Raw genomic sequence first — 22,390 nt, 5'->3', positions numbered from 1 at the left:
TCGCCCCGCGGCGCCGGCGCCGTGACCGTGGGAATTGTCAGTGGCGTGGTGCAGCATCGGAGATGTGAGAAACGCGCCCACGATCCTGCATCTCGACATGGATGCCTTCTACGCCTCGGTGGAGCAGGCAGCCAAGCCGAGCCTGCGGGGGAAGGCCGTCGTCGTGGGCGGGCTCGGGCCGCGCGGGGTGGTGGCCACCGCGTCGTACGAGGCGCGGGTCTTCGGGGTCCACTCGGCTATGCCGATGGCCCAGGCGCGCCGGCTGGCGCCGAACGCCGCGTACCTCGTGCCGCGCTTCAGCGTGTACCGGTCGGTCAGCGAGCAGGTGATGGCGCTCCTGAGGGAGCTATCGCCGCTGGTGGAGCCGCTGAGTCTGGACGAGGCGTTCGTGGACCTGGAGGCCCGGGGAGCGGCCTGGGACGCGGAGTCGGCGCGGCAGACCGGGACGAGGCTGCGCGCGGACATCCGGGCGGTCACCGGCCTCACGGGGTCCGTGGGGCTGGCCGCCTCCAAGATGCTCGCGAAGATCGCCTCCGAGCAGGCCAAGCCCGACGGACTCGTGCTGATCGAGCCCGGGACGGAGCGGGCGCTGCTGGGGCCCATGCCGGTACGGACGCTGCCCGGGGTCGGGCCGGCCACCGGGGACCATCTGCGGCGGGCCGGGATCACCACTGTCGAGGAGCTGGCCGAGGCGGGGGAGGACGAGCTCGTACGGCTGCTCGGCAGGGCACACGGGCAGGCGCTGTACGCGATGGCGCTGGCTCGCGACGACCGGCCCGTGGTCGCCGAGCGGGAGACCAAGTCGGTGTCGGTCGAGGACACCTACGACGTGGACATCCACGACCGGCTCCGGGTCGGTCTCGAGGTGCAGCGGCTGGCCGACCGGTGTGTGCGGCGGCTGCGCGAGGCGGGACTGTCCGGGCGGACCATCGTGCTGAAGGTGCGGCGGTACGACTTCTCGACGCTCACCCGGTCCGAGACGCTGAGGGGGCCCACGGACGACCCCGCCGTGGTGCGGGAGGCGGCCGCCCGGCTGCTGGAGTCCGTGGACACCACCGGCGGGGTGAGGCTGCTCGGCGTGGGCGTCTCCGGGCTCGCCGACTACACCCAGGAGGACCTTTTCGCCCAGGCCGCGGGGGAGCGGGCGAGCGAGCCGCCGGTGGAGGAGGCCGATCCCGTGGTGGTGGAGGAGGAGCCGCGACCGGAGGAACGGCACTGGCGGCCGGGACAGGACGTGCGGCACGCCGCCTACGGGCCCGGGTGGGTGCAGGGGAGCGGGCTGGGCCGGGTGACGGTGCGCTTCGAGACGCCGCAGTCCGGACCGGGGCGGGTGCGGACGTTCCGGGTGGACGACGCCGAGCTGGAACCGGCGGAGCCGCTGCCGCTGGTGCAGGGTCCTGACCACCCGCCGCCCTGCCCCGGGCAGTCCGGCGGACCCCGTCACAGGGCTCCGCCCGAGCTCCCGGAGGCGGGGCTCTCCGCGACCGCGGACCAGGAGGGGCCCGGCACGTGTCAGGCCTCCTCCGTGCCCGCCAGTTTGCCGAAGTCGTGGTCCGGGAGGGTGGAGGACGGCGCGATGTCGAGGCCGTAGTGGTGGTAGAGCTGCAGTTCCTGCTCGGGGGAGAGGTGGCGGCCGACGCCGAAGTCGGGGGCGTCCTTGATGAGCGCGCGGTCGAAGGGGACCTGCAGGGCGCCGTCGATCAGTTCGCTGGGTTCGAGGGGGACGAAGGCGTCCCGGGAGAACAGGCCGGTGCGTATGGCGGCCCACTCGGGCACGCCGGTCGCGTCGTCGAGGTACACCTCGTCGATGGTGCCGATCTTGGTGCCCTTGGCGTCGAACGCCTTGCGGCCGATCAGGTTGCGCGGATCGATGTCGGTCTGCACGGTCCCTCTCCCTCCACGTGGTCGCAACTCATCCGTAAGCACTACGAAAGAGCACAATCAAGGAGGCGGCCACTCGAAGGCCCGGGCGTTGACCCCGCTGGTAGGCTGACAACGGCTGCTGACCCCGTGCGGGAGAGTCCTCCGACCACCTCGGAGGCGCCGAAGGAGCAAATCCTCCCCGGAATCTCTCAGGCTCACGTACCGCACGGACGAGGTCACTCTGGAAAGCAGGGCGGATGTCTAAGGCCTCCGCCCTCACCGACGGTGAAAGCCGGCGCCCCCGGGCGTCCGGTGAAGCTCTCAGGTCGAGATGACAGAGGGGGAGGCCGTCGGGGTATCCGTACCGGGGTGCCCCTCGAAGGTCGCGTCAGACCAGGAGGCCTCCGCAATGACCGCCCATCGCATTCCGCTCTCCGAGCTCGAAGCGGGCATCCCCTTCGAGCAGCGCCACATCGGACCGGACCAGGAGGCGCGGGCGAAGATGCTCGCGCACGTCGGCTACGGCTCCCTCGACGAGCTGACCGCCGCCGCCGTCCCGGACGTGATCAAGAACGCCGACGCCCTCGACCTGCCGGGCGCCCGCACCGAGGCGGAGGTGCTCGCGGAGCTGCGCTCGCTCGCCGACCGCAACCAGGTCCTCGGCTCCATGATCGGTCTCGGCTACCACGGGACGTTCACGCCGCCCGTGATCCTGCGCAACGTCATGGAGAACCCGGCGTGGTACACGGCCTACACGCCGTACCAGCCGGAGATCTCCCAGGGGCGGCTCGAGGCCCTGCTCAACTTCCAGACCATGGTCGCCGAGCTGACCGGTCTGCCCACCTCCGGCGCCTCCCTGCTCGACGAGGGCACCGCCGCCGCCGAGGCCGTGGCGCTCTCCCGGCGCATGGGCCGGAACAAGAAGGGCCTCTTCCTGGTCGACGCGGACGCCCTGCCGCAGACCATCGCCGTCATCCGGACCCGCGCCGAGCCGACCGGTGTCGAGGTCGTCGTCGCCGACCTCGGCGAGGGCATCCCGGCCGAGGTCGCCGCGCGCGAGATCAACGGCGTGCTGATCCAGTACCCGGGCGCCTCCGGTGCCGTGCGCGACATCAAGCCGGTCATCGACCAGGCCCACGAACTCGGCGCACTCGTCACCGTGGCCGCCGACCTGCTCGCGCTCACCCTGCTCACCTCGCCGGGTGAGCTGGGCGCGGACATCGCCGTCGGCACGACCCAGCGCTTCGGCGTGCCGATGGGCTTCGGCGGGCCGCACGCCGGCTACATGGCCGTGCACGAGAAGTTCGCCCGCAGCCTGCCCGGCCGGCTCGTCGGCGTGTCCGTCGACGCCGACGGGCACAAGGCCTACCGGCTCGCGCTGCAGACCCGTGAGCAGCACATCCGCCGCGAGAAGGCCACCAGCAACATCTGCACGGCGCAGGTGCTGCTCGCCGTGATGGCCGGCATGTACGCCGTCTACCACGGGCCCGAGGGGCTGCGGACCATCGCCCGGCGCACCCACCGCTACGCCACGCTGCTCGCCGCGGGTCTGCGGGCCGGCGGTGTCGAGATCGTCCACGGCGCCTACTTCGACACCGTGACCGCGCGCGTGCCCGGCAGGGCCGCCGAGGTCGTCGGCGCCGCCCGCGAGGGCGGCGTCAACCTGCGCCTCGTCGACGCCGACCACGTCTCGCTGGCCTGCGACGAGACCACCAACCGGGCGCAGCTCGCCGCCGTCTTCGCCGCGTTCGGCGTCGAGGGCGACATCGAGGCGCTGGACGCGACCGCCGAGGACAGCCTCCCCGAGGCGCTGCTGCGCACCGACGACTACCTCACCCACCCGGTCTTCCACGAGCACCGCTCCGAGACCGCGATGCTGCGCTACCTGCGCCGGCTGGCCGACCGGGACTACGCGCTCGACCGCGGCATGATCCCGCTGGGCTCCTGCACGATGAAGCTCAACGCGACCACCGAGATGGAGCCGGTCACCTGGCCCGAGTTCGGCCAGCTGCACCCGTTCGCGCCCGCCGAGCAGGCCGAGGGCTACCTCACGCTCATCCGCGAGCTGGAGGAACGTCTCGCCGAGGTCACCGGCTACGACAAGGTCTCCCTCCAGCCGAACGCCGGTTCGCAGGGCGAGCTGGCCGGCCTGCTGGCCGTGCGCGGCTACCACCGCGCCAACGGCGACGAGCAGCGCACCGTCTGCCTGATCCCCTCCTCCGCGCACGGCACCAACGCCGCCAGCGCCGTGATGGCCGGGATGAAGGTCGTCGTCGTGAAGACCGCCGAGGACGGCGAGATCGACGTCGAGGACCTGCGGGCGAAGATCGAGCGGCACCGCGACGAGCTGGCGGTGCTGATGATCACCTACCCCTCGACGCACGGTGTGTTCGAGGAGCACGTCGCGGACATCTGCGCGCAGGTCCACGACGCGGGCGGTCAGGTGTACGTCGACGGCGCCAACCTCAACGCCCTGGTCGGCCTCGCCAAGCCGGGCCACTTCGGCGGCGACGTCTCCCACCTGAACCTGCACAAGACGTTCTGCATCCCGCACGGCGGCGGCGGCCCCGGCGTCGGCCCGGTCGCCGTGCGCGAGCACCTGGCGCCGTACCTGCCGAACCACCCGATGCAGCCGGCGGCCGGCCCGGAGACGGGCGTGGGCCCCATCTCCGCCGCCCCCTGGGGCAGCGCGGGCATCCTGCCGATCTCGTGGGCGTACGTCCGCCTCATGGGCGGCGAGGGCCTCAAGCGGGCCACGCAGGTCGCGGTGCTGTCCGCGAACTACGTCGCCAAGCGCCTCGAGCCGCACTACCCGGTGCTCTACACCGGCCCCGGGGGCCTGGTCGCGCACGAGTGCATCATCGACCTGCGCCCGCTCACCAAGGCGACCGGCGTCAGCGTGGACGACGTGGCCAAGCGGCTCATCGACTACGGCTTCCACGCCCCGACCATGTCGTTCCCGGTGGCCGGCACGCTGATGATCGAGCCGACCGAGTCCGAGGACCTCGCCGAGCTGGACCGGTTCTGCGACGCGATGATCGCCATCCGCGCGGAGATCGAGAAGGTCGGCGCGGGCGAGTGGCCCGCGGACGACAACCCGCTGCGCAACGCCCCGCACACCGCGCGGGCGCTGGGCGGCGCCTGGGAGCACTCCTACAGCCGCGAGGAGGCGGTGTTCCCCGGCGGTGTGCCGGCCACCGACAAGTACTGGCCGCCGGTGCGCCGGATCGACCAGGCCTTCGGTGACCGCAACCTGGTGTGCTCCTGCCCGCCGCTGGACGCGTACGAGGACTGAGTGAGCCCTCCGAGGCCCCCGCCCGCTCCACCGGGCCGGGGGCCTCGGTCGTGTCATGCCGTCGCCAGGGACACCTCGGTCGACTTGATCAGGACCACGACGTCGGAGCCCACGAAGAGGCCGAGGTCGGCGGCCGCGTCCTTGGTGATCGCGGCGGTCAGTTCGCCGCCCTCCACGGTGATCTTCGCGCAGGCCATCACCGCGCCGACCGTGAGGTGGGTGAGCGTGCCGGGGAGCTGGTTGCGGATCGACAGGCCCTCGACCCGGCCGGTGGCGAGGGCGACCTCCGTCGACTTCGTCAGGGCGCGGACGGCGGAGCCCGGCGCGAGGCCGAGCTGTTCGGCGGCCTCCAGGGTGATGACCGCCGTGAGGTGCTGCCCGCCGTCCAGGCGGACCTTCACCGCGGCCATCACCTCACCGGGGTGGACCTCGGTGACCGTGCCGGGGAGCTGGTTGCGGATGCTCAGTGTCATGGGCACCCACCGTAGAGCGGGTGACCGTTCAGGCCGGGTATGCGTGGGTCTGGGTCGCCTTGACCGTCGCCCAGACCGGTGCACCCGGGCGCAGGTCGAGCTCTGCGGCGGCGACCGTGGTGAGGTCGGCGGCGAGCGGGAGTTCGCCGGTGAGGTCGGCGCGGATCTGGTCGCCGTGGGTCTCGAGTCCGGCGACCTCGCAGCGCCACAGGTTGCGGGCGCTGGCGCCGGCGGGCCGGTCCCGGAACAGGGTGACGGCGCTCGGCGGGAACGCGACGAACACCGGTCCGGACAGGACCTCCGTGGTGACGACGGACGGCCCGGCGGCGAGCCGCACCGCGTGGCCGTCCGCCTGCCCGCGGTAGAGGTTGAGGCCGACGAGCCGGGCGATGTAGTCCGTGCGCGGACGGCGGGCGATGCCGGACGGGGTGCCCTCCTGCACCGCCCGGCCGTGCTCGACGACCACCAGGCGGTCAGCCAGCACCATGGCGTCCAGCGGGTCGTGGGTGACGAGGACCGCGACCGCCTCGAAGTCGGCCAGGTGGCGGCGGAGCCCGGCGCGGACCTCCAGGCGGGTACGGGCGTCCAGGGCGGCGAGCGGTTCGTCCAGGAGCAGCAGCCGGGGGCGGACGGCCAGGGCGCGGGCGAGCGCGACGCGCTGGGCCTGTCCGCCGGACAGACGGCGGGGCTTGGCACCGGCGTGGTCGGCGAGGCCCATCCGCTCCAGCCAGGCGGCAGCCCGCGCACGGGCCTCGGCCTTGGTCGCGCCCTGGCAGCGGGGGCCGAACGCCACGTTGTCCAGGGCGGACAGGTGCGGGAAGAGCAGGTAGTCCTGGAAGACGACCCCGACGGGCCGGGCCTCCGGCGGCGTCCGCTCCAGAGCGGTGCCGTCCAGCCGCAGATGCCCCTCGGTGAACGGCACGAGACCCGCGAGCGCGCGCAGGGCCGTGGTCTTCCCCGCACCGTTGGGCCCGAGCAGGGCGACGACCTCGCCGGGGGCGGCGGTGAGCGCGACGTCGAGGCGGAACCCGGGCCGATCGACGACGATCCGGGCGTGCAGGCCTTCGGTGGGGTCGGGGGTGGTCGCCGGCCGCGCTCCGGTGGTCGCGGTGTGGGGTGAGGGCGGGGAGGGCTGCGCGAGCGGGGGTTCGGTGCCGGTCGGCGTGGTGCCTGGGGGTGATGGGGCGGGCGCGGCCCCGGCGCGGGGCGAGGCGGCGTCCGGATCCGGCTTCATGGGCGCGGGCCGGGGCGTGGTAGCCGCAGGGGCAGGGGCAGGGGCAGGGGCAGGGGCCGGCGGGACGTGGGCGGGCTCGCAGCGGGGCGGGTCGGCGGCGGCCCGGGTGCGAGCGGACACGCTGTCGCGGTCGGGCTCCGCGTTCGCGGGGACGCTGCCGTCGGATACGGAGCCGGTGGGACGCGCGTCCGAGGGCTCGCCGGCACGGGCACCGGAGGCCTGTGTCAGGGCCATGCCCTCGGCGCCCGGAGCAGGCAGGGGATGGGAGTCGCCGGTATGCGGGGGGTGCGGCGGCGGCGCCGTGTCCCCGGTGCCCGATGTCCGCGGAGGCTGGTCCCCTCCGGCGTGAGGCGTCTGCACGGGCCCGGTGTCGTCCGGTGGCGTGGAGTGGCTCATGAGGGTGTCATCCAGCGGTCGCGCAGGCCCGCGAGGACCGCGATCGAGACCGTCAGCAGGACCAGGCTCAGGGAGATGGCGGCCTCCGGATCGTTCTGGAGCGCGAGGTAGACCGCGAGGGGCATGGTCTGGGTGCGGCCGGGGAAGTTGCCGGCGAAGGTGATCGTCGCGCCGAACTCGCCGAGCGCGCGGGCCCAGGCCAGAACGGCTCCGGCGGCGATCCCGGGGGCGATGAGCGGCAGCGTGACCCGGCGGAACGCGGTGAAGCGGGAGGCGCCGAGCGTGGTGGCCGCCTCCTCGTAGCGCGGGTCGGCGGCCCGCAGGGTGCCCTCGACGCTGATGACCAGGAACGGCATCGCGACGAACGCCTCCGCGACCACCACCCCGGCCGTGGTGAAGGGCAGGGTGATGCCGAACCAGGAGTCGAGCCACTGCCCGACGACCCCGTTGCGGCCGAGCGCGAGCAGCAGGGCCACACCGCCGACGACCGGCGGCAGCACCAGCGGCAGCGTGACCAGGGCGCGCACGAGACGCCGGCCGGGGAAGTCGGTACGGGCCAGCAGCCAGGCCAGCGGCACCCCGAGGACGAGACTGACGGCGGTGGCCGCGGTGGCGCTGATCAGCGACAGCTGGAGCGCCTGCCACACCTCGGGGCTGGTCAGCTGTGTCGGCAGGCCGCGCCAGGGGGCGCGGACGAGCAGCGCGACCAGGGGAAGCAGCAGGAAGGCCAGGGCGAGCACGCCGGGCAGCAGCAGGGGCAGGGGCGCCCGCGCGGAGGCACGGCGGCGCCGCGGTCCGCCCGTCCGGGGGCCGGCCGCGGCGCCGGGCTTGCCGAGCGAGGTCACGGCTCGAGGAAGCCCGCCTCGCCGAGGACCTTCTGGCCCTGGGCGGACCGCACCAGCCCGATGAACGCCTTCGCCGCCGCGGCGTTCTGCCCGTTCTTCAGCGGGGCGATCGGGTAGTCGTTGATCGCGTCGGCCGACTCGGGGAACTCCACGCCCTCCACCTTGCCACCGGCGGCTTTCACGTCGGTCGTGTAGACCACCGCCGCGTCGGCCTCCCTGAGCTCCACCTTGTTCAGGGCGGCCTTGACGTCCTGCTCGTAGGAGACCGGGGTCAGCTTCAGGCCGCCCGCCGCCAGGGCCTTCTGCGCGGCGGCGCCGCACGGCACGCTCCTGTCGCACAGGACGACCTTCAGACCCGGCCTGGTGAGGTCCTTCAGGGAGGACACGTGGCCCGGGTTGCCGGGCATGGTGGCGATCTCCAGCCGGTTGCGGACGAAGGTGACCGGGGAGCCGGCCGCGTCCTTGCCGTTCGTCACGACCGCCATGGTCTTCGGGCTGGCGGCGGCGAACACGTCCGCCGGTGCGCCGCTGGTGATGCTGGCGGCCAGCGCGTCGCTCCCGGCGAAGTTGAAGCTGACCCGGGTGCCCGGGTGCTGCTTCTCGAACTGCCGGCCGAGGGCCGTGAAGCTCTCCTTCAGCGAGGCGGCCGCGAACACGGTGAGCGTGCCGGAGAGCTTCGTGGAGGAGGACTTGTCCGACGCGGCGGTCGACGAGCCGCCGGAGGAGGAGCAGGCGGTGAGGGCCAGCAGGGCGGCGGTCCCCGCCCCGGCCAGCCGCAGTGTCCGCCGGGTCCGGCGCACGGAACGGTTCGTCACGGGTCTACTCCTCGGATCATGGAACTGCGGCCGCGCCCTGCCACGGCCGAACACCGGCCGTGCGGCGATGATACTGCCGCATCTGCCAGCCGTAAGTCTGCTGTGGCATCGCATGAGCTGTTCACTTGTGATCCGAGGCTTGCATGTGCGTTCGTACGGTCAGGTTTCGTGCGGCAGCGTGCGGGGACCGGTCAGAGGCGGTCGATGTGCACGTTCGTGGACTTCACGCGCGCGGTGGCCTCCATCCCGACCTCCAGGCCCAGTTCCTCCACGGCCTCCCGGGTCAGCAGCGACACCAGCCGGTGCGGGCCCGCCTGGATCTCCACCTGCGCGGCCACGTCGCCGAGCTTGACGGCGGTGACGATGCCCGGGAAGGCGTTGCGGACCGAGGTGCGGGACGGGGCGTCCTCCTCGCCGCCGCCCGCCTTGGCCAGTTCGACCGAGAACGCGGCGAGGTCCCTGCCGTCGATGAGCCGCCGCCCGGCCTCGTCGCGATGGGTGGCCACCCGGCCTGCGTCGGCCCAGCGGCGGGCGGTGTCCGGGCTCACGCCGAGCAGCCGCGCGGCCTGGCCGATGGTGTAGGACTGCATGCCGGTCACGATACGAGCAGCGATCAGCCCGTGTGCACGCGCGGTCGCCGGTCCCGGTCCGGCTCCGCCTCGCGCAGCACCTCGCGCGTCACCGGCGCCACCTCGCCCTGCCCGAAGAGGAAGAAGCGCAGGAAGTTGGCGAACGGGTTGCCCTCGGTCCACTCGAAGTAGATGTGCGGGGTGCAGCCCGTCATGTCCCGGGCGTGGAGGAGGAGCGCGGCCAGGGCGTTGGGGATGGAGGAGGACTCCACGGTCAGGATGCGGTAGCGGTGGTGCAGGACCTCGCCGCGCACCGTCAGCCGCCCCTCGAACTCGGAGGGGTCGGTGACCGTCACCTCGACGAAGACGAAGTCCTCCTGCTCGGGCATGTCGTTGTCGGCGCGGATCTGCTCGATCTTGTCGCGGTACTCGGCGTGGTCGCGGTGGCCGGGGTCGTTGGCGATGAAGCGCATCTTGCGGCTGGCCATGTCCCGGACGAATCGTTCCGCCATCGGGTCCATCGTCACGCTGGTCACGCGCAGCTCGAAGGCGCGGGCCAGCCGCGACAGCAGTGACACGAGGATGATCCCCGCGATGAAGCAGGCGCCGATCTTCACGCCGTCGGGCCGCTCGATGACGTTCACGACGGTCGTGTAGAGGAACACCGTGGAGATGACCGCGAACGCGACGGTCCAGCGGCGCTGCCCGGCCTTGCGGGAGGCGATGGTCACCGCGATCGCCGCCGAGCTGATCAGCACCAGGACGCCGGTGGCGTAGGCGCCGCCCTGCTTGTCCACGTTGGCGTCGAAGATCCAGGTGACCAGGAAGGCGATCAGGATGAAGACGATGACCATCGGGCGCACGGCCCGCGCCCAGTGCGGGGCCATGCCGTAGCGGGGCAGGTAGCGCGGCATGAGGTTGAGCAGGCCGGCCATCGCGGAGGCTCCCGCGAACCAGAGGATGGCGATGGTCGAGACGTCGTAGACCGTGCCGAAGGCGCCGCCGAGGTAGTGGTGCGCGAGGTAGGCGAGCGCGCGGCCGTTGGCCTTGCCGCCGGTCTTGAACTCGTTCTCCGGGATCAGCAGCGTGGTGATGAAGCTGGTGGCGATCAGGAAGCCGCTCATGATGAGCGCGGCCGTGGTCAGCAGCTTCTTGGCGTCCCGGATCCGGCCGGTCGGCTTCTCCTCGGTGTCGCCCGGGTCGCCCTGGACGTGCGGCATGACGGCGACGCCGGTCTCGAAGCCGGACAGGCCGAGGGCGAGCTTCGGGAAGACGATCAGGGCCACGCCGACCATGGCGAAGACGCTGCCGTGCTGCGCCGTGAGAGCACTGGCCCAGTCGGTGACCAGGTGCTCGGCGGTGAGGACGTGCCACAGGCCCACCAGCACGACGACGAGGTTGAGCGCGAGGTAGACGCCGACCAGGGCGACGGCCACGCCGACCGCCTCCAGGAAGCCCTTGAGGAAGACCGCGCCGAGCAGCGCCACCAGGAACAGGGTGATCAGCATCTGGTGGCCCTGCAGTACGCTGGTCAGGTGCGGGTTCTCCACCAGGTGGGTGGAGGCGTCGGCCGCGGACAGGGTGATGGTGATCAGGAAGTCGGTGGCCGCGAAGCCGAGCAGGGTGAGGACGAACAGCTTGCCCTGCCAGAAGGAGAGCAGCCGCTCCAGCATCGCGATGGACCCCTCGCCGTGCGGGCTCTCCTCGGCCACGCGCCGATAGACCGGCAGGGCGCCGGCCAGGGTGACGACGACGAGCACGATGGTCGCGATCGGCGAGAGCAGCCCCGCGGCGAGGGCCGCGATCCCCGGCTGGTAGCCGAGGGTGGAGAAGTAGTCGACGCCGGTCAGGCACATCACCCGCCACCAGCGCTGGCCCTGGTGCGGGGGCTCCGGCTCGGCGTGGGGCCCGGTGTGGCCGCCGCTCTTGCCCATGTCGGACAGCCCCTCCAGCATCCACGCCCGCAGGCGACTGGGAGGGTGTTCGGTCGTGACCATCGGCGTGCTCCTGGTGTGCGGCTCAGCTGGTTCCGGCCATCACACGGACGGCGGATTCAGCGTATGCAGAGAGTGACGCCTGGGCCCACGGATCGGGGGCCCGCGGGCGTCAATCTTGCGTTAAAACGGCCCGGTGGCCGGGCCGGCACAGCGCGAAGCTCGAGGCCCGGGGGCTGACGGGTCGCAGTGCGCCGCACGGGGAGGGGGGTGGCCGCACTCGGGGAGCGGACACCGAGCGTCATCTCGTACGACACCTCCATGCTGCCCCGGCGCCCGGGGATCCGCAGCCGCAGCGGAGCGCCTCGCGCGGGCCGGTCCACCAGGGCCGTCGAACCGCTACTCCAGGTCCGAGACCCGGAAGACCGCGAGAGCCGTTTCCCGGTCGATGCGCTCCGCCAGACGGTGCAGGGCCGCGGTGCCGCACAGGAGGGTGCCGGACGCCTCCGAGGCGCGGACGCCCTCGGCCAGGTGGTACCAGAGGCAGGGGTTGCGCAGCAGCACCTCGGGGTCGATCTCGACGCGGGCGCCGAGGGCGTCGCGCAGCACCAGGCGTCGTGCGACCCCGTCCAGCGGACGGGCGGCCACCAGCAGGTCGGTGCGGATCCGGCGGGTGCGCAGCAGACGGCGGGAGGCCAGCCAGCCGTCACCGGCCGAGACCCGGGCGGGCAGCAGGACCAGGAACAGCAGCAGGGCCAGCGCGGCCCACATGACGCCGCGCCACCAGGTGAGGGTCCCGGCCGACCCGTCGACGAGCAGGAGCATGCCGAGCAGGACGCAGGCACAGCGGGCCGAGTGGTGCAGGTCCGCGCTCCACCGGCGGTCGTGGGCGACGCTGCCCCGACCGGGCGGGCGTGCGGCTGTCACCCCCATGCGTGTGCCGTCGTGGTGCTCCATAGGACCGACGGTAGAGAGCCGCGGGCCGGGCGCAACGCGGTCGCGCCGCACCTTGACGCGGCCCTGACGTCGCACGTCCTTTTCTTGACGCGCCCGCAGCGCCGGGCGCTCGCACCGCCGGCCGGGCGCTCGGTCACAGCCCCCGGGTGTCCATCGGCAAATGCCAGGTGTTGCGCCGGTGCACGGCCAGCAGGTCGGACTCCAGCGGTGACGGCGGCACGGCGAGGACCGGGCAGACCGCGTGGGCGAGGCAGTGCCGGGACACCCGCCCCGAGAACGCGCGCTGCAGGCCGCGCCGGCCGGCGCCGACGACCAGGAGGTCGCCCTCGCGGTCGGCGGTCGCGACCAGTGCCCGGCCGGGGGTGCCGCGCACCACGACGGGGTGCATCGGGACTCCCGGGGCCGTCACGTCGCCGAAGACCTCGTCGAGCACGGCGGCCAGCCGCTGCTTGGCCAGCCGGTGCCACTCCTCGACCAGCAGGCCGGCGGCGGGGGAGCGGCGCGCCGCGGAATCACCGCCGGGCGGCTCCCAGGCCAGCACCGGCCAAAGTTCGGCTCCCAGCCGCCGGGCGAGCGCGGTGGCCCGGCGCAGGGCCGTGACGCTGCCCAGGGAGCCGCTCACACCGACCACCACACGGGCGGTCGCCGAGGCGTCGTAACCGGACATGACTCCACCGTTCCTCACGGCCCGCGAGCGTCCTCGCGTCCTCCTCCGGCCGGGCCCGCGAGCAGGTTCACCTCCCATCCCACTCCCGCGCGGGCGATCCGACCAGTCGGCGGGGCGGTCGTGCCGCCCCGCCGAAACTTTCGTGACCCGTGAGGCGCTCATGAGGGCGGCTTGTGCGCGACACCTTGACGCCCCTCCGGCCGCGTTCCTAGAGTCGCCGCTCGGAACGTGCGGAAATCGCATCGAAACTTTCGAGGCAAGCGCACCCCTTCCCAGAGACAGGAGCCGCACCATGCCCATGACGCGCCTCAGACTCGCCGGCGCCCTCGCGGCCGTCCTCGTGGCGGCAGGCCTGGCCACCGGACCCGCCGCCCAGGCCCACGAACGCCAGCCCACCCTGGCCGAACTCGCCCACCGGCACGGCCGCTACTTCGGCAGCGCCACCGACAACCCCGAACTCACCGACAGTGCCTACACCAAGATCCTCGGCAGCGAGTTCGACATGATCACGCCCGGCAACGGCATGAAGTGGTACGCCACCGAGCCGCGGCAGGGCGTCTTCGACTGGACCGACGGCGACCAGATCGTGCGGCTGTCCCGGGCGAATCACCAGCGGGTCCGCGCCCACACCCTGGTCTGGCACAGCCAGTTGCCGGACTGGCTCACCTCCCGGCAGTGGACCGCGAGCGAGCTGCGGGCCGTGCTGAAGAAGCACATCCTCACCGAGGTGCGGCACTACCGGGGCAAGGTCTACTCCTGGGACGTCGTCAACGAGGCCTTCAACGAGGACGGCACCTACCGCGACACCATCTGGTACCGGACGCTCGGCCCCGGCTACATCGCGGACGCGCTGCGCTGGGCGCACCAGGCCGACCCGCACGCGAGGCTGTACCTCAACGACTACAACATCGAGGCCGTCGGCCCGAAGAGCGACGCCTACTACCGGCTGGCGCAGGACCTCAGGGCGCAGGGCGTGCCCCTGAACGGCATAGGTCTCCAGGCGCACCTGGCCCTGCAGTACGGCTATCCCGCCACCGTCCAGGAGAACCTGGCCCGGTTCTCCCGCCTCGGTCTCGACACCGCCCTCACCGAGGTCGACGTCCGGATGCAACTGCCCGCGACCGGCGAGAAGCTGGCGGAGCAGGCCACGTGGTACCGCGACCTCACCGAGGCCTGCCTGGCGGTCCGCCGCTGCGTGGGCGTGACCGTCTGGGACTTCACCGACAAGTACTCCTGGATCCCGGCGGTCTTCCCGGGCGAGGGCGCGGCCCTGCCCTGGGACGAGCAGCTGAACCCCAAGCCGGCCTACGCGGCCCTGCGCGAGGCGCTGCGGTAGCGTCCGGCTACGGACCGTAGCCACCCCGGGACACAGGTCGGGGCCGGAGCGCACCGTGCGTGTGCGGCCGGCCCCTCAGGTCACCGGGCGGTGCGGCGGAACCGCCCGGCGTGTGGTTCAGGCGGCGGTCATCACCTGATCCGCACCGAGCGGGCGGTGCGGGGCGATGACGCGGCCGTCGGGCAGAAGCTCACCGGTGTCCTCGAAGAGCAGGACGCCGTTGCACAGCAGGCTCCACCCCTGCTCCGGGTGGTGCGCCACGAGGCGGGCGGACTCCCGGTCGGCGGATTCGGCTGGCGGACACGGTGGCTGGTGCTGGCACATGGAAGGGATCTCTCGCTTGGTTGTGGTCATGTCCGTCCCCCGTGGTGATAAGTCGGTCGGAACCCAGTGTTGCCCTCAGGGCGTCGTTCCGCAGGGATTTCGCAGCACCGCTTCTCACAGGTTCATGACGCGTCACCCGCCCGGACGGTTCATTCCAACCGCACTGTCACTTCGGGTGGTTCTGGATGGCCATAAAGGGCTAGTCCGCCGGGCAGAGATCCCTATCCGGCTCTTCGGAGCGTGGAATTGCTCGTACGAGCGAAGGGTGAGCGTGCGCGGGCGGCCGGAAAACACGGCCGTACCCCGCTTCCCTCACGGGGAGCGGGGTACGCGGGTGCCGTTCAGGCCGGGGAGCCGAGGAGCTTGACGGGAGTCGCGCGATGGGTCAGGACCGGGAGCAACTCGGCTACCTGATAGGGCCGGTGGGCCGAGATGCCGGGAGGCGCCGGGGCGAGGGGCACGAGCAGGTCGCTCGCGGCCGGATGGCCCTCGGCGGCGTCGGCGGTGGTGTCGCCGTGCAGCCACAGCGTGAGCATGTACAGACCGGGCACGGACAGCAGGCGCGGCTGGTACGGCTGTTGCAGCGCCTCGGCCTGCTGCAGCGCGCGCTCGGTGGACGGGATGTAGGGGCCCTCGAAGAAGTGCGAGAAGGCCCAGCCGTCCGGGGTCAGCATGCTGTCCGCCGCGGCCACCGCACGCTCGCCGCAGCGGATCAGGAAGCGCCAGCCGGCCAGTCGGGTCGCGGACAGGCCCTGCGGGGTGATGCGGTCCAGCACATGGACGGGAAGCGGGAGTTCGGGCGTCGCGGGTCCCTGGGCGGCGCGCAGGGACGGAGTTCGCGCCTCACGGACCGCGGTGGGGGAACCGAGGGCCGTCAGGACGGAGCGCAGGGCGGGCGCGGGGGCAGGGGGCACGTGCAGCGGCATGGTGGGTCGCCTCTCGTTCGACAGGCGCGACGGCGCGAGGAGGATGGGGCGGACGGCGCTGTCTGCTCACGGGTGGCCTGAGAGGTGGGGGCCCGGAGTGGTGCACGAGGGTGCGGCTGAGGCCTGCCGTCCGTCACCTTGACGGCAGGAACACGACAGGAACCGAGACCGCGGGCGCCAACCTCAGGCCTTGTCGGCGAGTTTATACGACACGTGTTCAGACCATGTTTCGGCTAACGTATTCCGGCTCGCGGGACAAGGCGCCAATCGGCCGGAGAATTGTGTGTATCATCCCGATTTCACGTCCCGGGGGGCGCCGCTGACCTCGTAATACGCCGTCTCCGCGGTCGGCCGAAAGTCGTCGGCGTTTTTCACGAGGCTATCGGGGCACACGGAGTTGCACGTTGCTTCATGCCCCGTGAATGTGCCGCGGGGAACATTCCCACAGAGTAGCGGGTGCCGAGCCCGCGTGGGACGTTATCGATCGCTTCCGGTGGGCATCATCCCACCTGACCCGGGACCCCGGCGGCCGGATCTGCGGCCCGCCCATCCGAGGAGGGACACTTCGATGGGGGAGAAGGTCGTGGCAGGGCAGTTCGACCTGTCCGATCGCCAGCGCTACCGCGAAAAGCTCCAGAAGTGCCTGGCGGGACTCGAGCGGCTGCTCGACGAGAAGCGGTTCGACCGCCCCAAGAACCTCATGGGTGTGGAGATCGAACTGAATCTCGCGGGTTCCGACGGCCTGCCCAAAATGCTGAACGGCGAGGTGCTGGAGCGCATCGCGAGCCGCGATTTCCAAACAGAACTCGCCATGTTCAACCTGGAAGTCAACATCGCACCACACCGGTTGGGCGGCCGGGTATTCGACCGCCTCGCCGAGGAGCTGCGCACCTCGCTGGCGTACGCGGACCGCAAGGCGGGCGAGGTCGACGCCGGGATCGTCATGATCGGCATCCTGCCGACGCTCGGCCGTGACGACCTGGTCTCCTCCAACCTCTCGGCGGTGGACCGCTACACCCTGCTCAACGACCAGATCGTCTCCGCCCGCGGCGAGGACTTCCTGCTCGACATCGACGGGGTGGAGCACCTCCGGTGCACCTCGAAGTCGATCGTGCCCGAGGCGGCGTGCACCTCCGTGCAGCTGCACCTGCAGGTCACCCCCGGCCGCTTCGCGGACGTGTGGAACGCCGCGCAGGTGGCCTCGGCCGCGCAGATCGCCGTCGGGGCCAACTCGCCGTTCCTGTTCGGGCACGAGCTGTGGCGCGAGTCCCGGCCGCCGCTGTTCCAGCAGGCCACGGACACCCGTCCGCCGGAGCTGCAGGCCCAGGGGGTGCGGCCGCGCACCTGGTTCGGGGAGCGGTGGATCACCTCCGCCTTCGACCTCTTCGAGGAGAACCTGCGGTTCTTCCCGGCGCTGCTGCCGATCTGCGACGACGAGGACCCGCTGGAGGTCCTGGACGCCGGCGGCGTCCCGCGGCTCAGCGAGCTCGTCCTGCACAACGGGACGGTGTACCGGTGGAACCGGCCCGTCTACGACATCGCGGACGGCGTTCCGCACCTGCGGGTGGAGAACCGGGTGCTGCCGGCCGGCCCGACCATCACCGACGTGATCGCCAACGCGGCCTTCTACTACGGCCTGGTGCGCGCCCTCGCCGAGGAGTCGCGCCCGCTGTGGAGCCGGCTGCCCTTCGAGGCGGCCGCGGCCAACTTCGACGCGGCCTGCCGGTACGGCATCGACGCGCGCTTCGTCTGGCCGCGCCGGGGGCGGTACGGCGGCACGGGCGAGGTCGACGCGGTCACCCTGGTCCGCGACGAACTGCTTCCGCTGGCCTCGGCCGGCCTGGACGCGTGGGGCGTCGAACCCGCCGACCGCGACCTCTACCTCGGCATCATCGAGGAGCGCTGCCGCCGCCGCGTCAACGGCGCCTCCTGGCAGGCGGCCACCTTCCACCGCGCCCTGGAGCAGGGCCTCGGCCGCGACGCCGCCCTCGCCGCCACCACGCGCCGCTACGCCGAGCTGATGCACGTCGGCGAACCGGTCCACACCTGGCCGGTGGGGCTGCCGGAGGCGGTTCCGCTGGGGTGACCGGACGGTGGGCCGGTCTGCCCGTAGCGGCAGGCCGGCCCGGCTGGACGTGCGGGCGCGGACGACCAAGGGTCCTGACTGCGCCGGGCCCGGTCGGGTGACGTCCGCCCATCCCGGCGGCTGCCCGGCCAGCCCGGTCCACGGACGCGCCCGGTGCGGGCCGGAGTCCGTAGGACGACTTCCCGTCGGCCGCGCCGAGGCGGAACAGGCCAGCGCTCGGCGGGTTTTCGCTCTCTTGCCGTCCGCTCGTCCGCTCCTCCGCTGCCGTGCCGTCGGGGCCGTCGGCCCCGCATCCTCTCCCCGTCCCGCCGGGGCAGCACCGGCAACCCCCTCCCGGGCAAGCGCTCCTCAGGTTCATCCGGCATGCTGTGGGCTCGCAGAGCCGGATCGACGGCGGGAGTGGCGTGGAGGTTGAGCCGGTGGCTGAGGCGGGCCCGTGGGACAGGTTCTCGCGACGGATCTTCCGGGACGAGACGCTGCTCGTGCTCGGGCTCTCGCTCGGCGCGAGCGGTGTGTCCGCGCTGATCAGCTTCGTGGGGTCGGTGACCAAGCCGGGCGGGCTCAAGGACCAGGCGGCCACCCTCAACGCCTCGGCGGCGCCCGGCCGCCCGTGGCTCGACCTCGCCTGGCAGCTCTTCGGCATCGCCACCGCCCTGGTCCCCGTGGCCCTCGTCGCCCACCTCCTGCTGCGCGAGGGCGAGAGCCTGCGCACGCTCGGCTTCGACCGCACCCGGCCCTGGCCCGACCTCGGCCGGGGCGCCGCGGTCGCGGCCGTGATCGGCAGCACCGGCATCGCCTTCTACCTGGCCGCGCGCGGCCTCGGCTTCAACCTCACCGTGGTCCCCGAGGCGCTGCCCGGCGTGTGGTGGAAGTACCCCGTGCTCGTGCTGTCCGCGCTGCAGAACGCGATCCTGGAGGAGGTCATCGTCGTCGGGTACCTGCTGCGCAGGCTGGGGCAGCTCGGCTGGACCCCGGGGACCGCGCTGGTGGCCAGCGCGGTGCTGCGCGGCTCGTACCACCTCTACCAGGGCGTCGGCGGCTTCGTCGGCAACATGGTGATGGGCGTGGTCTTCGTCCTCCTGTACCGGCGCTGGCGGCGGGTCGGCCCCCTGGTCGTCGCGCACTCCCTGCTCGACATCGGCGCGTTCGTCGGCTACGCCCTGCTCGCGGGGAAGGTCGGCTGGCTGCCGACCGCCTGACGCCCGGCCGGCGGGTCAGGCGAGCAGCTCGCCGTCGATGACCGTGACCGCGCGCCCGGTCAGCAGCGTGCGGTCGCCGCGAAGTCCGGTGCGGACCACTCCGCCGCGGCGCGACGCCTGCAGGCCGGTGAGGTCGTCCCGGCCGAGGCGGGCGGACCAGTGCGGGGCCAGCGCGGTGTGGGCGCTGCCGGTGACCGGGTCCTCGTCGATGCCCAGCCGGGGGAAGAAGCAGCGCGAGACGTAGTCGTGGCCGCCGGACGGGGCGCCGGCGCGGGCGGTGGCGATGACGCCGCGCGAGGAGTGCGCGGCCAGGGCCCTGAGGTCGGGGGCGAGTCCGCGCACCGTCTGCTCGTCGGCCAGCTCCACCAGCAGGTCGCCCACCTGGGGACCGGTGTCGTGGACCGCGACGGGGTCGGCGCCGAGCGCCTCGGCGAGTCCGGGCGGGGGCGCGACCGGCGTGAGCGGCGCGGTCGGGAAGTCCAGGGTGATCCAGCCGTCCGCGCCGGGCGTGGCGATGAGGACGCCGCTGCGGGTGGCGAACCGCACCGGGCCGTCGTGGGCGCCGCTGGTGTGCAGGACGTGGGCCGTGGCGAGCGTGGCGTGCCCGCACATGGCGACCTCGGCGACGGGCGTGAACCAGCGCAGCGCCCAGTCCGCCTCCCCGCCCCCGGGCAGGCGGTGCGCGAACGCCGTTTCGGCGTGGTTGACCTCCAGGGCCACGTTCTGCAGCCGCTCGTCCTCCGGGAAGGCGTCGTCCAGGAGCACGACTCCGGCCGGGTTGCCGGTGAAGGGGCGGTCGGTGAAGGCGTCGACGATTCGGATACGCATGACGCAGACGCTAGAGCCCCCGGCAGGCCGCTGACCAAGGCCAATCGGCGAGTCCTGGCCCGTCCCGGCGCACCTCCCGGAAGAGCCTTGTCATGCGATCGGTTCCGATATATCGTTGACGCATCGCGTAAGGGACGCGAGTCAGACGCAATAGATCAACGATGGAATGGAGTGATCCGCATGCGTACGCACGGATTCGAACACGGTCACGGCCACGCGGGTCCGAGCCGGGGCGGCCGGGGTGCCTTCGGTGGCTTCGAGGGGCTGCGGGCCGCGTTCGGCCCCTTCGGTCCCGGCGGTCCGGTGTGGGGGCCGGGCGGGCCCGGTTTCGGGCCGGGGCCCTGGGGGCCGCGCGGGCGTGGCGGCCCGCGGGGGCGGGCGCGGCGCGGTGACGTGCGCGCCTCGATCCTCGCCCTGCTCAAGGAGCGGCCCATGCACGGCTACGAGATGATCCAGGAGATCGCCGAGCGCAGCGGCGGTGCGTGGAAGCCCAGCCCCGGCTCGGTCTACCCCACGCTCCAGCTGCTGGAGGACGAGGGCCTGATCGCCAGCGAGAGCGAGGGCGGCAAGAAGCTGTTCGCCCTCACCGACACCGGCCGCAGCGCCGCCGAGGAGGGTGCGGACGCCCCCTGGGAGGATGCCTCGCGCGGGGTCGACTGGGAGGCCCTCGGCGAGGTCCAGCAGGCCGGCTTCGGCTTGATGCAGGCGTTCGGGCAGGTCTGGAGCACCGGCAGCAAGGAGCAGCGCGAGAAGGCGCTCGTCGTGCTGAACGAAGCCCGCAAGAAGCTGTACCTGATCCTCGCCGACGAGCACTGAGGTCCACAGGTCCGCTGCGGCAACCGTCGGATCGGCCTGATCTCCTCCTTGAGGATGAGATCCCGCGCGGGGTTGTCCACTTTCCGTGGGACGCGCGCATGGTTCCCCTCGTGGATGACGCGGCCTGCCGTGTCTGATGGGGTGGAGGACGTGCAACCCGGTACGACCCACCAGGCCGCCCACGGCGAGAGCGGACCGCGCACGGACGACGACGCCTGGCCCGGCGCCGAGCAGGCAGCGGTGGTCGCGGGTGCCCGCCGCAGGGCCGTGCGGGACGGGGACCGCCAGACCGACACCGCCCATCTGCTGCACTCCCTCCTGGAGTCCGACGCCGAGGTCCGTGCCGCCGTCGGGCCGCACCTCGCCCGGCTGATGGGCTACCTCGTGCAGCGCAGCATCGGCTACGGGCTGCGCTGGCAGGGCAGCGTGGAGGACTCCGGCGCGCTCGCCGTCGTCCCCCGCCCGGCCCGAGCCGGCGGTGCCGCGGGCGACAGGGAGAACTGGTCGCCCGTCGCGCGCGCCGCCCTGGAGGCCGCCGGCCGGCGCGCCCGGGAGTGCGGTGCGTCCGGCGTCGCGGGCACCGATCTGCTCGCCGCGCTCGTCGCGGACCCGCAGTCCCGGGCCGTCGAGGTCCTCGAACGCGCCGGCGTCCCACTCGACGAACTGCGCGCCCGGCTGGGGCGCCAGGCGGCGGACTGACCGGCCCCGAACGGCTCCGCGGGAGCCGTCGCCGGCAGTCCAGCTGCTGAGACAGGTGTCAACAGGGGTGACGCTCCTGTCGTCGCCTGTCATCATGTGCCGGTGCTTACGTCTGAGAGCAGCCGGGGCAGCCGCGGCAAGGGTGCCGGGCTCGGCCTCGCCCTTGTGTCCGCGCTGGCCTTCGGCGGGTCCGGGGTGGCGGCCAAACCGCTGATCGAGGCGGGGCTCGACCCGCTCCACGTCGTGTGGCTGCGGGTGACGGGCGCCGCCGTGGTGATGCTGCCGCTCGCCGTGCGGCACCGGGCGCTGCCGCGCCGCCGCCCCGCGCTGCTCGCCGGGTTCGGGCTGCTCGCCGTCGCCGGTGTCCAGGCCTGTTACTTCGCCGCCCTCTCCCGGATCCCGGTCGGCGTGGCGCTGCTCGTGGAGTACCTGGCGCCCGCGCTCGTGCTCGGCTGGGTGCGGTTCGTGCAGCGGCGGCCCGTGACGCGTGCCGCCGCGCTCGGCGTGGTGCTCGCGGCCGGGGGGCTTGCCTGCGTGGTGGAGGTCTGGTCGGGGCTCGGCTTCGACGCCCTCGGACTGCTGTTCGCGCTCGGCGCCGCCTGCTGCCAGGTCGGCTACTTCGTCCTGTCCGACCAGGGCAGCGACGCCGGTGACCAGGCGCCGGACCCGCTCGGCGTCATCGCGTACGGCCTGCTGGTCGGCGCCGTGGTGCTGACCTTCGTGGCCCGGCCCTGGGCCATGGACTGGCCGGTGCTCGCCGGTCCGGCGCACCTGAACGGCACCACCGTGCCGGCGCTCGTCCTGCTGGCCTGGATCGTGCTCGTCGCCACGGTCGCCGCGTACACCACCGGCGTGCTGTCCGTGCGGCGGCTGTCCCCGCAGGTCGCCGGCGTCGTCGCCTGCCTGGAGGCGGTGATAGCCACCGTGCTGGCCTGGGTGCTGCTCGGCGAGCACCTGTCCGCGCCGCAGGTGTTCGGCGGTGCGGTCGTCCTCGTCGGCGCCTTCACGGCCCAGTCCGCCACCCCGGCCAAGGGCTCCCCGGATCCGGTGGCCGCCGGGGGCGCGGAAAGGGAGTTGTCCGCCCGGGGAACGGCTGCCTAAGGTGCGCACCATGCCGCTGCACGCACT

General features: G+C 72.9%; 20 protein-coding genes and 1 riboswitch. Of the genes, 8 read left to right on the top strand and 12 right to left on the bottom strand.

Features of this window, described 5'->3' with window-relative positions:
* The first annotated feature begins 64 nt into the window (after positions 1-64).
* Positions 65-1,591, top strand: a complete 1,527-nt coding sequence (locus tag AQJ66_RS07415; RefSeq protein WP_061918238.1) for a DNA polymerase IV — start codon at positions 65-67, stop codon at positions 1,589-1,591.
* On the opposite strand, the gene AQJ66_RS07410 is transcribed toward AQJ66_RS07415, so the two are convergent.
* Positions 1,513-1,884, bottom strand: a complete 372-nt coding sequence (locus tag AQJ66_RS07410) for a PRC-barrel domain-containing protein (protein WP_061918236.1) — start codon at positions 1,882-1,884, stop codon at positions 1,513-1,515. The genes AQJ66_RS07415 and AQJ66_RS07410 overlap by 79 nt on opposite strands.
* 119 nt (positions 1,885-2,003) lie before the next feature.
* Positions 2,004-2,098, top strand: a riboswitch (glycine riboswitch).
* A gap of 174 nt (positions 2,099-2,272) precedes the next feature.
* On the opposite strand from AQJ66_RS07410, the gene gcvP reads away from it, so the two are divergent.
* The gene (gene gcvP, locus AQJ66_RS07405) at positions 2,273-5,158 is read left to right on the top strand and encodes an aminomethyl-transferring glycine dehydrogenase (RefSeq protein WP_061918234.1); all 2,886 of its coding nucleotides are present in this window, start codon (positions 2,273-2,275) and stop codon (positions 5,156-5,158) included.
* Positions 5,159-5,211: 53 nt separating this feature from the next.
* Here gcvP and AQJ66_RS07400 read toward each other — a convergent pair whose 3' ends face one another.
* The 8 genes from AQJ66_RS07400 to AQJ66_RS07365 all read right to left on the bottom strand — a co-directional run bounded on the left by AQJ66_RS07400 (position 5,212) and on the right by AQJ66_RS07365 (position 13,048).
* Positions 5,212-5,631 (bottom strand): TOBE domain-containing protein, encoded by a 420-nt coding sequence (locus tag AQJ66_RS07400; RefSeq protein ID WP_061918232.1) that lies wholly within the window; start codon positions 5,629-5,631, stop codon positions 5,212-5,214.
* Between the two features lie 28 nt (positions 5,632-5,659).
* Positions 5,660-6,865, bottom strand: coding sequence for an ABC transporter ATP-binding protein (locus AQJ66_RS07395; protein WP_079060107.1), 1,206 nt, complete (start codon positions 6,863-6,865; stop codon positions 5,660-5,662).
* A gap of 392 nt (positions 6,866-7,257) precedes the next feature.
* Entirely contained in the window at positions 7,258-8,106 is an 849-nt protein-coding gene (locus tag AQJ66_RS07390; RefSeq protein WP_061918230.1) for an ABC transporter permease, read from the bottom strand.
* Entirely contained in the window at positions 8,103-8,921 is an 819-nt protein-coding gene (modA, locus tag AQJ66_RS07385; RefSeq protein ID WP_061918228.1) for a molybdate ABC transporter substrate-binding protein, read from the bottom strand. Before modA ends, AQJ66_RS07390 begins: the two co-directional genes overlap by 4 nt.
* A 191-nt stretch (positions 8,922-9,112) precedes the next feature.
* The gene (locus tag AQJ66_RS07380) at positions 9,113-9,511 is read right to left on the bottom strand and encodes a TOBE domain-containing protein (RefSeq protein WP_061918226.1); all 399 of its coding nucleotides are present in this window, start codon (positions 9,509-9,511) and stop codon (positions 9,113-9,115) included.
* 23 nt (positions 9,512-9,534) lie between these two features.
* Entirely contained in the window at positions 9,535-11,487 is a 1,953-nt protein-coding gene (locus AQJ66_RS07375; RefSeq protein WP_061918224.1) for an APC family permease, read from the bottom strand.
* Between the two features lie 336 nt (positions 11,488-11,823).
* Positions 11,824-12,381 (bottom strand): hypothetical protein, encoded by a 558-nt coding sequence (locus AQJ66_RS07370; RefSeq protein ID WP_061918222.1) that lies wholly within the window; start codon positions 12,379-12,381, stop codon positions 11,824-11,826.
* 133 nt (positions 12,382-12,514) lie between these two features.
* On the bottom strand, positions 12,515-13,048 hold the full coding sequence (locus AQJ66_RS07365; RefSeq protein WP_061918219.1) for a universal stress protein: 534 nt from the start codon (positions 13,046-13,048) through the stop codon (positions 12,515-12,517).
* A 292-nt stretch (positions 13,049-13,340) separates the two neighbouring features.
* Here AQJ66_RS07365 and AQJ66_RS07360 point away from each other — a divergent pair, with 292 nt between their 5' ends.
* On the top strand, positions 13,341-14,384 hold the full coding sequence (locus AQJ66_RS07360; RefSeq protein ID WP_061918217.1) for an endo-1,4-beta-xylanase: 1,044 nt from the start codon (positions 13,341-13,343) through the stop codon (positions 14,382-14,384).
* Between the two features lie 117 nt (positions 14,385-14,501).
* Here the strand turns inward: AQJ66_RS07360 and AQJ66_RS07355 are convergent, their stop codons facing one another.
* Both AQJ66_RS07355 and AQJ66_RS07350 read right to left on the bottom strand, forming a co-directional pair.
* Positions 14,502-14,708, bottom strand: coding sequence for a DUF5999 family protein (locus AQJ66_RS07355; RefSeq protein ID WP_061918215.1), 207 nt, complete (start codon positions 14,706-14,708; stop codon positions 14,502-14,504).
* A 341-nt stretch (positions 14,709-15,049) separates the two neighbouring features.
* Positions 15,050-15,634, bottom strand: a complete 585-nt coding sequence (locus AQJ66_RS07350; RefSeq protein WP_061918213.1) for a hypothetical protein — start codon at positions 15,632-15,634, stop codon at positions 15,050-15,052.
* A gap of 568 nt (positions 15,635-16,202) precedes the next feature.
* Between AQJ66_RS07350 and AQJ66_RS07345 the strand changes: the two genes are divergently transcribed.
* Together AQJ66_RS07345 and AQJ66_RS07340 are read left to right on the top strand one after the other, a co-directional pair.
* Positions 16,203-17,720: a glutamate-cysteine ligase family protein gene (locus AQJ66_RS07345; protein ID WP_061918211.1), complete on the top strand. Its 1,518-nt coding sequence runs from the start codon at positions 16,203-16,205 to the stop codon at positions 17,718-17,720.
* Positions 17,721-18,124: 404 nt separating this feature from the next.
* Positions 18,125-18,919 carry a CPBP family intramembrane glutamic endopeptidase gene (locus AQJ66_RS07340; RefSeq protein WP_061918210.1) on the top strand — a complete coding sequence of 265 codons (795 nt, stop codon included), beginning with the start codon at positions 18,125-18,127 and terminating at the stop codon, positions 18,917-18,919.
* Between the two features lie 15 nt (positions 18,920-18,934).
* Here the strand turns inward: AQJ66_RS07340 and AQJ66_RS07335 are convergent, their stop codons facing one another.
* Complete coding sequence (locus AQJ66_RS07335; protein ID WP_061918208.1) at positions 18,935-19,747, bottom strand: PhzF family phenazine biosynthesis protein; 813 nt, start codon at positions 19,745-19,747, stop codon at positions 18,935-18,937.
* 180 nt (positions 19,748-19,927) lie between these two features.
* Here AQJ66_RS07335 and AQJ66_RS07330 point away from each other — a divergent pair, with 180 nt between their 5' ends.
* The 3 genes from AQJ66_RS07330 to AQJ66_RS07320 all read left to right on the top strand — a co-directional run bounded on the left by AQJ66_RS07330 (position 19,928) and on the right by AQJ66_RS07320 (position 22,363).
* Positions 19,928-20,563, top strand: a complete 636-nt coding sequence (locus AQJ66_RS07330; protein WP_061918377.1) for a PadR family transcriptional regulator — start codon at positions 19,928-19,930, stop codon at positions 20,561-20,563.
* A gap of 150 nt (positions 20,564-20,713) precedes the next feature.
* A complete protein-coding gene (locus AQJ66_RS07325; RefSeq protein WP_244162764.1) occupies positions 20,714-21,262 on the top strand; it encodes a Clp protease N-terminal domain-containing protein in 549 nt (182 codons plus the stop codon).
* Between the two features lie 96 nt (positions 21,263-21,358).
* Positions 21,359-22,363 (top strand): EamA family transporter, encoded by a 1,005-nt coding sequence (locus tag AQJ66_RS07320; protein ID WP_061918205.1) that lies wholly within the window; start codon positions 21,359-21,361, stop codon positions 22,361-22,363.
* The last annotated feature ends 27 nt before the right edge of the window (positions 22,364-22,390 follow it).

Origin of the sequence: Streptomyces bungoensis (genome assembly GCF_001514215.1) — a bacterium.
In the GTDB taxonomy this organism is placed as follows: Bacteria; Actinomycetota; Actinomycetes; order Streptomycetales; family Streptomycetaceae; genus Streptomyces; species Streptomyces bungoensis.
The sequence above is the reverse complement of the archived record's forward strand: the minus strand, read 5'-3'. Positions and strand labels throughout refer to the sequence as shown.

Excerpts from the sequence above, each read along its gene's own strand:
- gcvP (WP_061918234.1), top strand. The coding sequence starts at position 2,273 with ATGACCGCCCATCGCATTCCGCTCTCCGAGCTCGAAGCGGGCATCCCC.
- AQJ66_RS07400 (WP_061918232.1), bottom strand. The coding sequence starts at position 5,631 with ATGACACTGAGCATCCGCAACCAGCTCCCCGGCACGGTCACCGAGGTC.
- AQJ66_RS07395 (WP_079060107.1), bottom strand. The coding sequence starts at position 6,865 with ATGAAGCCGGATCCGGACGCCGCCTCGCCCCGCGCCGGGGCCGCGCCC.
- AQJ66_RS07380 (WP_061918226.1), bottom strand. The coding sequence starts at position 9,511 with ATGCAGTCCTACACCATCGGCCAGGCCGCGCGGCTGCTCGGCGTGAGC.
- AQJ66_RS07375 (WP_061918224.1), bottom strand. The coding sequence starts at position 11,487 with ATGGTCACGACCGAACACCCTCCCAGTCGCCTGCGGGCGTGGATGCTG.
- AQJ66_RS07370 (WP_061918222.1), bottom strand. The coding sequence starts at position 12,381 with ATGGAGCACCACGACGGCACACGCATGGGGGTGACAGCCGCACGCCCG.
- AQJ66_RS07365 (WP_061918219.1), bottom strand. The coding sequence starts at position 13,048 with ATGTCCGGTTACGACGCCTCGGCGACCGCCCGTGTGGTGGTCGGTGTG.
- AQJ66_RS07360 (WP_061918217.1), top strand. The coding sequence starts at position 13,341 with ATGCCCATGACGCGCCTCAGACTCGCCGGCGCCCTCGCGGCCGTCCTC.
- AQJ66_RS07355 (WP_061918215.1), bottom strand. The coding sequence starts at position 14,708 with ATGTGCCAGCACCAGCCACCGTGTCCGCCAGCCGAATCCGCCGACCGG.
- AQJ66_RS07350 (WP_061918213.1), bottom strand. The coding sequence starts at position 15,634 with ATGCCGCTGCACGTGCCCCCTGCCCCCGCGCCCGCCCTGCGCTCCGTC.
- AQJ66_RS07345 (WP_061918211.1), top strand. The coding sequence starts at position 16,203 with ATGGGGGAGAAGGTCGTGGCAGGGCAGTTCGACCTGTCCGATCGCCAG.
- AQJ66_RS07335 (WP_061918208.1), bottom strand. The coding sequence starts at position 19,747 with ATGCGTATCCGAATCGTCGACGCCTTCACCGACCGCCCCTTCACCGGC.
- AQJ66_RS07330 (WP_061918377.1), top strand. The coding sequence starts at position 19,928 with ATGCGTACGCACGGATTCGAACACGGTCACGGCCACGCGGGTCCGAGC.